This window comes from Agriterribacter sp. (assembly GCF_035445465.1).
Classification (GTDB): Bacteria; Bacteroidota; Bacteroidia; order Chitinophagales; family Chitinophagaceae; genus Agriterribacter.
In genome coordinates, this window is sequence record NZ_DAOMQT010000023.1 from 25,601 (window position 1) to 38,126 (window position 12,526).

At 44.3% G+C, this 12,526-nt stretch carries 7 protein-coding genes; 4 read left to right on the top strand and 3 right to left on the bottom strand.

Annotated elements, in window-relative coordinates; all coding sequences use genetic code 11:
- Positions 1–44: 44 nt before the first annotated feature.
- The 4 genes from PLE34_RS12560 to PLE34_RS12575 all read left to right on the top strand — a co-directional run bounded on the left by PLE34_RS12560 (position 45) and on the right by PLE34_RS12575 (position 4,573).
- Complete coding sequence (locus PLE34_RS12560) at positions 45–1,622, top strand: FG-GAP repeat domain-containing protein (RefSeq protein ID WP_324557508.1); 1,578 nt, start codon at positions 45–47, stop codon at positions 1,620–1,622.
- Between the two features lie 206 nt (positions 1,623–1,828).
- Positions 1,829–2,077, top strand: coding sequence for a hypothetical protein (locus PLE34_RS12565; protein ID WP_324557511.1), 249 nt, complete (start codon positions 1,829–1,831; stop codon positions 2,075–2,077).
- A 359-nt stretch (positions 2,078–2,436) separates the two neighbouring features.
- Positions 2,437–4,119, top strand: coding sequence for a serine hydrolase domain-containing protein (locus PLE34_RS12570; protein ID WP_324557514.1), 1,683 nt, complete (start codon positions 2,437–2,439; stop codon positions 4,117–4,119).
- A gap of 76 nt (positions 4,120–4,195) precedes the next feature.
- Positions 4,196–4,573, top strand: coding sequence for a DUF2784 domain-containing protein (locus PLE34_RS12575; protein ID WP_324557515.1), 378 nt, complete (start codon positions 4,196–4,198; stop codon positions 4,571–4,573).
- 440 nt (positions 4,574–5,013) lie between these two features.
- On the opposite strand, the gene PLE34_RS12580 is transcribed toward PLE34_RS12575, so the two are convergent.
- The 3 genes from PLE34_RS12580 to PLE34_RS12590 all read right to left on the bottom strand — a co-directional run bounded on the left by PLE34_RS12580 (position 5,014) and on the right by PLE34_RS12590 (position 12,502).
- Complete coding sequence (locus PLE34_RS12580) at positions 5,014–5,763, bottom strand: LytR/AlgR family response regulator transcription factor (protein WP_324557516.1); 750 nt, start codon at positions 5,761–5,763, stop codon at positions 5,014–5,016.
- An 11-nt stretch (positions 5,764–5,774) separates the two neighbouring features.
- Entirely contained in the window at positions 5,775–9,311 is a 3,537-nt protein-coding gene (locus PLE34_RS12585) for a histidine kinase (RefSeq protein ID WP_324557518.1), read from the bottom strand.
- Positions 9,312–9,640: 329 nt separating this feature from the next.
- The gene (locus PLE34_RS12590; protein ID WP_324557520.1) at positions 9,641–12,502 is read right to left on the bottom strand and encodes an AsmA family protein; all 2,862 of its coding nucleotides are present in this window, start codon (positions 12,500–12,502) and stop codon (positions 9,641–9,643) included.
- Between the last annotated feature and the right edge of the window lie 24 nt (positions 12,503–12,526).

Consider the following 12,526-nt stretch of genomic DNA (forward strand, 5'->3'; position numbering starts at 1 on the left):
TTACTTTTATTGAAAGCTTTGGTTTCGGTATTTGTAATTTTATTATGAGACAACTAATCCCATTTTGCATTTCATTATACCTGCTTGTTTCATGTACAGCTAAAAGACAAAATGATAAAGTTCAATTTGAAGAACCACCTGTTTCGGGGCGCTCAGGGAAAGAGCTGGCGATAGCGCACTGCAGCCGGTGCCATGCTTTTGTGAGTCCTGAATTATTAACAAAAACCATTTGGAAAGAAGATGTGCTTCCGGCTATGGGGTACCAGATGGGCATATACAGCGGCGGGTTCAGACCCGATAGTTTGTTTGATCCCGGCGTAAGCGGCGATATTGTACGTAATGCCGGTATCTATCCGGAAAGTCCGGTGCTGGCAAAAGCGGATTGGCACAAAATAGAGCAATATTTTATGGAGCATGCGCCGGATACCATTCCGCCTCCCCTTCGCAAAAGTGCAATCCGGATGGGACTGCAGCATTTCAAATACAAAGAAGCTTCCTTTTCTCATCGCCCTTCGCTGACCACTATGGTCAAAATTCTTCCTGATAACCGGGGCATCGCATATAGTGATGGAAAAAGCAGGCGTAATGTTTTAACCTTTCTAACCCCCGATCTTAAAGAAAATTACAGCATCCCGCTGCAATCAACGCCTGTTCAGTTTGATGAAAAAGCAAACGGGCTGTACCTCACAACTACCGGGAACGGAATTTTTCCAACGGATGCTCCCGGGGGTGCTATACAACGATGGGTAAAAAATGAACCGCAGCCGGGATATCAACCCGGGAATATCATTATTCCAAATTTACAGCGGCCCGTTTGTATAGCATACGGCGATTTGAATAACGATGGATTTGAAGATATTGTGGCCTGTGAATTTGGCAACCAGACCGGGCAATTGGCCTGGTACGAAAACAATGGGAAAGGAGGTTATAACAAAAGGGCCCTGCGCGATAAGCCCGGTGCGATCACGGCCATTATTAAGGATGCCAATAACGATGGATTACCCGATATTTATGTGCTCATGGCACAGGGTGATGAGGGTGTTTTTTTGTATGAAAACCAGGGAGCGGGTACATTTAAGGAAAAACGGCTGTTATCCTTCCTGCCCCTGAATGGATCCCAGTATATTGAACTTGCGGATTTTAACAAAGATGGTTTTGATGACATCTTATACGTTTGTGGAGACAATGCCGACAAAACACCGGTATTAAAGGACTATCACGGCATTTATATTTTTCTGAATGATGGTAAATCCAACTTTACGCAATCGTATTTCTACCAAATGAACGGCGCTTATAAAGCGATGGTACGGGATTATGACCTGGATGGTGACCTGGATATAGCTGCCATCTCTTTTTTCCCCGATTATCTCCGCTACCCGGAAGAAAGCTTTATTTATTTGAAAAATATAGGAAATTTAAAATTTGACGATTATTCATTTCCCGAAGCTCCAAAGGGTAGATGGGTGGTAATGGATGCGGGCGATATGGATGGTGACGGGGATATTGATCTTGTTTTGGGTTCTTTTGTATATTTTTTACCGCAGGGTGATACCACGGGGCTGGGTAAAAAATGGCTATTAACCGGGCCTTCTGTAGTGGTTTTGGAAAACACGATCCGATAGGGCCGGGTGAGACGGGAGAGGTGAAAGGTGAGAAGTGAGCGGTTTCTCGTTTCACGTTTATCGTTTCACGGGGCCATCGTAAAAATACAGGGAGATCAGCGGTTTGTCGTATTTCTATTACAAAACAAAAACATCTTATTCTATTTTTTTTACGGGCCGGGTGCATTTCCTTTGAGGAATCCAATTCATCCTAAAAACCAATTCCTATGTCTTTAACCATAGCTCAATTTTCCGTGCTCACTGAAGTTCAAAAACTCGAACTCATTGTTAAAAACGCCGTCATACTTGGCGAGAGAAGAGATAATGTTTTTGAATATGTTCTCTATGATATTGATGGTTTGTATGTAGAAGAAATACGTGGAATTCACTATACTGACTGGTATCAGTATACTGCCATTGACGACATGAACCTCGTGCTCCCATACACAGAAGAAATACAGGTAGTTTTTGAATAATCTTTTACACACCCTAAAATCAATGTTTCATTCAGGCACAGGTCTCGCAGTGGTGGCTCCGCCGCTTTACCGGAACTGTGCTTAATTACAATTTGCATTTGCTTATATATCGTGCAGTAGTCGTCATTGCGCTGTTGGCAATGCCGGTAATTTCACGGACAGGCGCTTTATGCTTTTTCATTTTATAGTATTTCATGTAGTTATATTCTTTATAATAGAATGAACCGAGGCTACGCCTCTTGGTTTTTACATTATTCGAAATTAAAAGGGATATAGCACATCAAAATATTAATTTAGCCTAATAACCCTCTTCCCCCCTCCCACTCCAATCTACTATATTTGTTCCACAATGATGCTGTATGAACCTATCCATTAAGCTCCTTGCTGCTTCCGTCTTTTTATTTCTGACGCTAAATAATGCAACCACCCAAAGCATTCCTGATTCTGTTGCGCAAAAAATTGATAAGCTTTTCAGCCAATGGAACAATCCCAACACACCCGGCTGTGCCATTGGCGTGGTGCGCAACGATTCATTGATCTACGCCAAAGGATATGGTATGGCCAACCTCGAGTATGGTATCCCTGTTTCTCCTGAAACCATTTTTCATATGGCTTCGGTATCCAAACAGTTTACGGCCTACAGCATCGTGCTGCTCGCCCGCCAGGGAAAGCTGCGGTTAGATGATGACATTCACCAATACCTGCCCTGGTTTCCCTACCTTAAAGAAAAGATCACGATCCGCCACCTGCTCAATCATACCAGCGGCATCCGCGATCAATGGCAGTTGCTTGCCATTGCAGGCACCCGTTTAGACGATGTGATTACCCAGGATCATATTGTAAAAATACTGGGCAAACAGCAGGCATTGAATTTTAAGCCCGGAGAACGATACAGCTATTCCAACAGCGGGTTTACCATGCTGGCTGAAATTGTGAAAGCAGTTACAGGGCAATCGCTCCGCAGGTTTACAGACTCCGCTATCTTTAAACCGCTGGGCATGAAGCAAACGCATTTTCACGATGACTATACCGAGATTGAGAAGAACCGTGCCTACTCCTACCAGCGGAAAAATCTCTTTACATTTTCCAACAGTGTACTCTCCTATTCCAATGCCGGCGCCACCAGCCTGTTTACCAATATCAACGACCTTTCAAAATGGGTGATGAATTTTTATACCCCTGTTGCGGGCACAGCCGCCGATATTGATCAACTGGTGCAGAAAGGAAAGCTGAACAACGGTGTGGAATTAAACTATGCGCTGGGCATTGTTTCCGATACATACAAAGGCTTTAAACAATATTCCCACTCCGGCGGTGATGCAGGATTCAGAACATATCTCACCGTATTCCCCGAGCTGAAAATGGGTTTTATGATATTCAGCAACCTGGCAGAAGTGAATACCTATGAAAAGACTTACCAGTTGGTTGATCTGTTTATCAAAGACACAGCAGCTAAAGTAAATGCAGACATAAGGATTGACAGCAGCCGCGCTATTATAAAAGATGAAGGGCGTGTAAAAAATTTTACCGGTGATTTTATTTCAGAAGACGGTGCACAATTCAGCTTTGTGCTGCGCAACCGGAAATTGTACTGGGAGCGTTATGGGAACTCGGATCTGTTGTACCCCGGGTTGAAAGACAGCTTTACCGTAGCCAAATCACCGGAGATAAAATTCGTATTTAGTACAGCACCCGATAAAAGCGTGCTGGTAAATCAATACTGGCCGGATAATAACCGGTTACTGATAAAATATACCACCGATAGTGTGCAAACAGCACAACAACTACAGCAGTATGCAGGTGTGTACTACTGCCCGGAGCTGGATTGTAAGTATGCCATCGTTGTAAAAGATCATGAACTGGTATTAACCGGCAATAAGTATAACGATAGCAAGCTGAAGCTGGTGGAAAAAGACCATCTCTTTACCGATTACTGGTGGATGAGGCATTTAAAAACGATCTCAGACAACAATAAGAAAATAACTGGTTTCGAGGTAAACGATGGCAGGATCATGCACCTGCGGTTTAATAAAATACAGTAGCGGTCAATTGCTAAGCCCTGCGTTGAAGATAGCGTTCCTGATATGATTTGATTCATGCTAATTTTACAACAGCCGCATGTGGTACCAGCTTATCAATATTTCCTTCTTTGTATTTCATACCCTGTTTACCCTGTTTAATATGGCAGGATGGATTTTTCCATACACCCGGAAACTGCATTTAATCACCCTTTTCCTCACGTCCTTCTCCTGGTTTATACTCGGCATATGGTATGGCTGGGGATATTGCATTTGTACAGACTGGCACTGGGCTGTGCGGGAAAAGCTGGGTTACCACGACCATTCTGATTCCTATATCCATTTCCTTATATTCAAATTAACAGGGGCCGATCTAAACCCAAAATTTGTAGAGAACGCCACATTGCTGATTTTTTTACTCAGCTTGGCCTTAAGCATCGGGTTAAATATAAGAGACCATTATCATCGCAAAAAATAATGTTGGGGAAAAAGTAACCAAAAGCCGTCCGAAAACCCAGCCTGTCCGGTAAGCAGGGCTGGCAGGGAATACGGAGCGTTTTCGGAAAGGAGCTTTGATTACGATGTACATTTTACCGGTAACGAAGCAAAAAAGGGCAAAAAAAAGGGGCAGCATAAAAATGCACCCCGCTTTTAAAATCCAATATCCTATGAAAAACCTGATCAAATGTATCATGCTATTTTGAAAGTAAAGAGGGTTTGCCGTTCTTTTTAGTAATCGGTATTATTCCCTGTGTAATTAGCCGAAAAAGGGCTATCCTTTTCTTCGCCCGGGGAGGGTAACCTGGAAAAGTGAATTACCATAAGATGACAATTTTGCCTGCTGCCAAAAAATCTGCTGCCTCAAAAAGGGATACCGGTGCAGAAAACAAAAGCGGTTACAGCCTTTTGCTCCATGATTCAGAACCTTGAAAAAAGCTCCATGAACTCCTGCCTGCGGCTACGGGAAAGCGTTATATTATCATCATTATCCATAACAATATACCCGCCCTCGCCGCGAACAAATTTTTTTACATGATTGATACCGATGAGAAAGGAGCTGTGCACCCGGTAAAAATCGGGGCCGCTTAATGTTTCATCGAGCTCCTTGAGCACCCTCGACACCATGATCTTCCTGCCGCCCGTGAGCACCACATTGGTATAATTGCTTTCCGCTTTGCAATAAATAATCTCCGCTGTAGGCACAAATATCAGTCCCTCGCCCGTTGTAAGTGCAATACGGGAAGGCGTTGATTTTGGCGGGCGGTTAATATGCTGGAGCAGCAACGCAAACTGCTCCTTGCTGGGAACAGCTCTTTTTTCTTCTACCCGTTGCATGGTTGCTTTCAGGTCATCGGGATCAACAGGCTTTAATAAATAATTTAACGCGGCATATTTAAAAGCTTTTATAGCAAACTGATCGTAGGCGGTACAAAACACGATCTCAAACGTTACGTTCTTAACCTGCTCCAGCATATCAAAACCATTCATCCTGGGCATCTCAATATCAAGGAACACTACATCGGGCTTATGCCTGCTAATAGCTTCTATACCTTTTTCCGCGGTATTGCACATTGCCACAATATGGGCCTGCGGGCAATAGGTTTTCAGCAGCCACTCCATCATTTCGAGGGCGTTTGTTTCATCATCTACCAGCACACATTTTATCATATCAGCTATTTTTAAGTTTCATCCACAGGAATGTTTAGTGTAACTTTTGTCCCCAGCGCTTCCCCATACGCATCCTTCATGTCTTCAATACCCACTGAAGCATTCAACCCTGCCTGCCGGCCCATTAATACCAGCCTGCTTTCGGTTAGCTGCATCCCCAACGATTTTCTTGAAGCCGCTGTTTTACTTTTTAATTCTTTAGCCTTCTGCCTGCCCACACCATTGTCTTCAATAATACATTGCAGTATATCATTCCCTTTCCGGCTGATGTGAACAGATAAATACCCTTCCGTTGTTTTATGCAATAAGCCATGCCAGATGGCATTTTCTACATAAGGCTGTATAATTAACGGAGGAACATATACACTTTCGGGGTATACTTCCGCGGTAAAGCTGATATCACAGGTGAATTTTTTTTCAAACCGGATGCCTTCCATCTCAACGTACAGCTTTAATGCTTCCAGCTCACTGGCCAATGTAATAGACTTGTTGTTGGAATTATCCAGTATCAGCCGTATCAGCCGGGCAAACCTGGTGAGGTATAAGGATGCTGTTGCCTGGTCGCTTTTTACAATGTAGCGGTTAATGGAATTAAGGCAGTTAAAGATGAAATGAGGATTCATCTGCGCTCTTAAGGCCTGCATTTCAGCCTCCGCCATTTTTTGCCGTGTATCCATAAGCACCGACTCGGCCCGCGTCTTTTCCCTGTCGGCTTTTGTTTTTATGATTTTATTGGCGCAAAGTGAAGCAATGGTGGTAAGCACCGATAAATGTTTTTGCGTAAAAAATCCTTTTTTAGTGTGCCCGCAATATATAATGCCCCATACTTTATCATCGGTAACTACAGGAACGGCAATCTCCGAAAGTATGCGTTCTTCATTATCTTTATTTCGCGGGTCCCTGGTGGTATCATAAATGATCTCTGCTCTGCCCGAATGCGCCACCCGGCCGGCAATGCCGCTCTCTGCAGAAACCTCAGCAGGCTGGCTTGTAGCAGCTTGGCCTGTGGAAGCAGCTTTTTGTTTTAATACTTTTGCCTTCCTGTCTACAGTATATATTACACAGTTTTCAAAATGGAAGCGCTCAGTACAATGCCTGGCTACATCCGGCAGGATGGCTTCTATGTCATTGGCTTCGTAAATGCTGGAGGAAAAATAATTGATGGCCTGCGCGGTTTCCAGCTCCTCCTTATGCAAATTGATTTTACGCCTGTGATTTAAAATAACGCGCATTATTATGGCCGCTACCAGCAAAACACACAATGCAATAAACCACCATGTCATCCAAAAAGGATTAAGGATACGGAAAGCAAGGGTGTTATTTGCTTTTTTCCAGTCAACCTGGTTCAGGCTCGCTTCCATTTCCAAGAGATAACTGCCTGGCGCCAGCGATGAAAAGCGCACAATACTGCTACTGCCAATCTCTTTCCAGTCCGTATCCAGCCCGGTGAGCTTATACCGGTACCTTACTTTCTCGGGGTTATTGAAGTATACGGCGGCAAACGTCACTCCCATTGACCTGTCTGAATAATTAACCGGCCCCAGGGTATCAAAAGCATACATGGAGTAATCCATATTGCCGATCCTTGCTTTGCTGATATACGCTTCAAATGACTGGTAAGGAGCTGAAAACGTTTCGGGCTGCCAGTAATTGATACCATTCAGTCCTCCAAAATAAAGAATACCGTCCCTGTCCCTGAACCAGCTGTTGCTGTTGAAGCCATATCCCTGTATATTATCGGAACGGTCAAAAAGATTCAGTTTAGCCGTTTTGGGATCAAAGCGGTAAATACCATTTTCTGAACTCGCCCAAATAACTCCCTGGCTGTCACGGTAAACCGTATACAAACCCATGTTATCAAAAACAGTAGTTATTTTTTTACTCACTACTTTTCCATTTTCATAGTAAAGGGTATATAATCCCTTTGTAGATGAAAACAGCAAACCATTATCCTGCATTATAAACCCACTATAGCCGTGGGTAATTACATTACTTTTAAAATCTTCAGGTACAGTTAACAGGTAGTTCATCTCCGCATCGAAGCAGTACACGCCCGTAACTGTTGCAATCCATACTATCCCATCGCCTCCCTGCGCACAAAAACTGGCGGCTCCTTTTCCTATTGCCGGATGAATAAGCCGCCGGAGCCGGTAAGTTTTCCCATTTAATATATATACAGCACGATTCGCAACAATAACATGGTTGCCGTTGTGTAAGGTGATAATATCATTTACAAAATCTCTTTCGCTTATTCTTTTCGTTTCATCCGAATCATAATCCGGCCGTCTGTATTGCCGGGTTTTAATATCAAATAACCACAACCCCTTATTGGTAGGGCCAAGTATGAGGTACCTGCCGTCATATACCATTCCCCGTATTGATTCATGACTTAACCTGCTGCTGTCGTCTTTGGCGGGGGGGAACAAAATCCATTCGTTTTTGCTTTTCTTCCAGCAGGCAAAGCCATAACCTGTAGCAATCCACAAATCTCCCTTTTCATCCTGTATGATCTTACGCACATCATTGATATTGGCAGATATCTCATCGCTCATCTGGCTTATTTTAATAAGTGCCATGGGCTGGTTCCTGAAAGCGAACCGTGCAATACCATCTGTTGTAGCTATCCAGGCATAGCCTTCCGCTTCATCATAAAAAATAAAGCTGGCATATTCATTAGTCGCTACCTTTCTCCCATTCAGAAAAAAATGCTGCTTCAGAAATTGTTTTTTCGCCACGTCATATTCAAAAATGCCTTCGGAAGAAGCCATCAGGAAACGGGAAGGAGAAATGGCCGTCATGTTTCTAAAACTAAACGGCCCGGTAAGGTCATTACCAAGCGAGGCGGCAGTAACCGTTTTTGTTGAAAACCGGTACCATTGCGGTGAAGCATAACGCATACTAATAAGCGCACTGTCTTCGCTTACCGGAAAAATACCATAAATCTGTCCCCCGGCTATGCTGTCTGTGCGGCGGGTTTTTATATTATAGCGGTAAATAAAATTGTTATTGTGCACGAATAATACATCGCGGTATAACACACAAATATCCGTAAGCAGTCCGGTTGCCATTGGTAAGAACGGCTCCAGCTTCTTAAATTCCTGTTTTACCGTGCTGAACTCAAAAAAGCCCTTGTTGGTGAGCATCCATATTTTTCCGTCCGGCAGTTCAATAACGGGTCCAACTTTTAGTCCCTCCTTATCGGCTTCAACAGCCACAGCGCCAAATGTTCCTGTTTTTTCGGAAAAAAGAAAAACCTCTTTTTCAGCGCACACCCATATGCGGCCTTCCTTATCACAAAGCAGGCTGTTTACCCTGGGAGAAGGCCGGAAATTTTGCACTTCCTTTCCGTCAAAACTTTGCACCTGCGACCTGTATAAAATCCAGAGCATCCCTTTTTGATCCTTGTCCATTGCGGTTATAGCATCGGGACGGATACCGCTTGGGTAATCAAATAACTGGAGGTGATACTCCGGGAACTGCGCCCTTGCCGGAACCAGCAGCAATAAACAAACCACCACCGCACATATGCTTCGGATATTATTAACCATTACCAATTTACTCCCCTGTTAGTTTTAATGAATGAACCGTACCGGTTCAACGGCTGAAAAATAGGCGATTGGCTTGTAACCTGCAATATTTTTTAGTATTTGCCCGAAATTTTGAGTAATGTGCAGGTTTACAGGTTCGCAGCACAAATGTATGGCAATGATTTTTTCGTTTCCGCTGGTTTGCCTCCCTTTACAAGGGTCATTCTAATTATAGCGTTTCCCTTCGAATCTAGGATTTTTATGCTTCGGATTTATAATTTATTTGGTTCCTGATGCTTCGTATGCCTCCGGATTTTAAATTGCCGGCTTCATTCATCATCACCTGTTTACTATTGATCCTGTGGCAATGGCTTTTCAGCAGCCGGAACAACAGGCGGGGCGGCATCGCGGATGTCTTCGTCATCAGCATCATCATCATGCAGGTCGTCCGATTGTTTCGATCTTCTCAATTTTACAACAGGAGCTTCCTGTGTGCCGGTAATGCTCATCGGTATACCAATCAAACCAAACGGCGGTAATCCCAGCCGGGCGCTCAGGTTCAGCCGCCCGTCAAAACTTACCTGGCCTTCAAAGCGCGGTCTGAAACCTTTTACCTTAAGCTTAACTCTTTCAATAGTGATGATATTATCTGCAATAGTTGATTTAATATTTACATCCGACAGGTCGGGATCGCCTAATTTTTCCGTATTGGTTTTGTCGCTGATGGCGGAAAACAATTTCAGTCCCTTTACCTTCACTTTCTTAAGCAACAGCACACCGCCGCCTTTCAGGCTGGAAAAGTTGGGATACATATTGGCATCAAGCAATCCGCCCAACCGGTAGTTGAGCGATACAATGCCTTCCACATATTGTGCCGAGGGCGCCATTTCCCGGAAAAGCTTTACCTCCTGCCAGGCCCTTTGAATATCAAAACCGGAAGCGCTTACCTGGTAATCGAATGCTGCGCTGTGCTCATTTAAGCTCGCGTAAGCGGCTTTCATCTGTACGGTTGTTCCTATTACAGAAAAGCCGGCATCACTGAGCTCCAGTTGTCCCTGCCGCATACTGGCATCAGCCTTAAAATGAAGCACATCCAATCCAGGGTAAGAAATGCTGTCGGCCACAACACCCAGTTGAAAGTCAATATCACGCGGGAGCACTACCACGCTGGTAGTTGCCGGAGCCACCTGAACCTCGCTGCTGTCCTGTGTTTTGGAGGGCATTAAAGCCGTCCATTCCTCTACCCGTAAATGCTTCGTGTATACGTTCAGTTTACCCTCCAGCATGGCGCTGTCTTTCAAAAGATAATTAATGATATTGGCGAACCGCCCGTTTACTGCGGCATGGGTGCTGCCATAGTTCAGGTTAATGCTGTCAGCCACCAGCTTATCCTTTTCAAAATGAAAAGCGCCGGAACCTATATGAAACGGTTGGGGAAATGCATCCGAACGGAACTGAATATTGTGCAATGTAAAATGGCCCCTGTTGTCTAATTTTTCATAGCGGCCGGCCACAGCATCCGATTGTTTTCCTTTAAGCGCTATATCCGTTTCTATCATTCCATTCACATCATATCCTTCAACCGCAAAAAGACGGTAGATCTTTCCTATATTCAACATGCCTTTTGATTGCATCTCGTATGAAAGATCATCAAAGTTGGAGAGCTTACAGGCAATGGTAAAAGGCTGTTCTTCAAAATGAAGGGAAACAGGATCAACACGGAGCTCAAGCGCATCCATCCTGCCGGTGGCATTGATAACGGCAGCGGCTACCTGCAGTTGGGTAAGGGGGTTGGGATAATAGCCTGTTTTGAGATAACCGTCTTTTAAACGGAAAGCAACATCACAAATGGGAAACTCCCCGTTGCGGGGGTGATAGGTTCCGCTAAAGCGGGCATGCATGTTCAGTATGCCCCTTAAATCGAAACTGGAATCGAACGCTAATGTTTTGTTCCATTTTTCCAGGTCGGCGCTGGCGTTTATTTTCCCTTCCAGCAACGGACGGCTGAACCCTTTTGTTGCTATAACGGCCGTAACCTCATCCTTTCCCCTGCCGGCGTGCAGCGAATCCAGCTTAATGGTCATTTTTTCCATATCTAAATTGGGCAGGTCAATGTTGAGTGCCAGGAAAATATTCTTCACCGGTTCCCTGCTGTCTTTGGCTCCTATGAGCCCATCGGTTACTTTCATTTTCATCGAAAAATCGGGCGCTTTATTTTGAGCTGCTATATAATCGCCCTGTAAAGCCAGCTCCAGCGCCACTTCTCCCTTTACCCTTGTTTTATCCAGCCAGGAAACCACAGCCGGCGGGAAAGCGGAAAAGAGATTTTCAAAAGCGGTAGGACGCGTATTCAGCAAAAAATTCATACTATAGCCATCTTTCAAAAAATCGAACCTGCCGGTAAAGTTCATTGGCAGTTGGTTGATCTTCATCCTGTTCTTCGCAAAAACCAGGCTGAGCGAATGGGTGTTGATAAGGGTTCTGATACGGCCGGCCAGCTTCTGATCCCTCAGGTAATACCGGTGATCGTACCGGATATGAAGGCCCTCCATTTTTATTTTGGAAGACAGCTCAAAAACAGCGCTGGCCAAGTCGCCCTTTCCCACATAATCGAACCGGCTGGCGCTGATCTGAAAAGGAATAGAGCGGTCGTGATAAACCAGCTCGCAGGCTTCAATCTGGATACGTTCTAATTTTAATGAGGCTGTGCTGCTGTCTGTGGCAGTACTGTCCTTTTCCTTTTTTTCAGGCACATACACATTGTAGTTGGGCATGCCCTGCTCATTTACCTGCACATTGATCTTACCACTGGTAAGATAAATTTCATCAATACGCAAATCGCCGCTTAATACGCTCAATACGTTTACGCCCAGCGCCACTTCCTTAGCAGCCAGCAGGGTATCCTGCCGGTAAGGCGCCGAGCCTTTCAGGCTTACATCATAAAGCGTGAGGGTAAGCGAAGGAAAATGATTGAAGAAAGACAACCGCACACCCGAAAAGTTCAATTCCGTTTCAATGGACCGGTTCGCCCATTGTTTTATTTTTTGAGTTACAAAATCAGGGAACAATAAGGGCAAAAGAAACATGAGCAACAACAAAACAGCGATACCAATTCCTGTATACTTTAATGAACGTAACAGCCATTGGGGAAGCTTCAACAACAGATTGAACTTATTTTGCATAGTAATGATTACACCTGCAAAAATAGGCATTGTTCATTGGTTCAGCGTAGGTGG

Coding starts and splice junctions, on each gene's coding strand:
- PLE34_RS12560 (WP_324557508.1), top strand. CDS start 45: ATGAGACAACTAATCCCATTTTGCATTTCATTATACCTGCTTGTTTCA.
- PLE34_RS12565 (WP_324557511.1), top strand. CDS start 1,829: ATGTCTTTAACCATAGCTCAATTTTCCGTGCTCACTGAAGTTCAAAAA.
- PLE34_RS12570 (WP_324557514.1), top strand. CDS start 2,437: ATGAACCTATCCATTAAGCTCCTTGCTGCTTCCGTCTTTTTATTTCTG.
- PLE34_RS12575 (WP_324557515.1), top strand. CDS start 4,196: ATGTGGTACCAGCTTATCAATATTTCCTTCTTTGTATTTCATACCCTG.
- PLE34_RS12580 (WP_324557516.1), bottom strand. CDS start 5,763: ATGATAAAATGTGTGCTGGTAGATGATGAAACAAACGCCCTCGAAATG.
- PLE34_RS12585 (WP_324557518.1), bottom strand. CDS start 9,311: ATGGTTAATAATATCCGAAGCATATGTGCGGTGGTGGTTTGTTTATTG.
- PLE34_RS12590 (WP_324557520.1), bottom strand. CDS start 12,502: ATGCCTATTTTTGCAGGTGTAATCATTACTATGCAAAATAAGTTCAAT.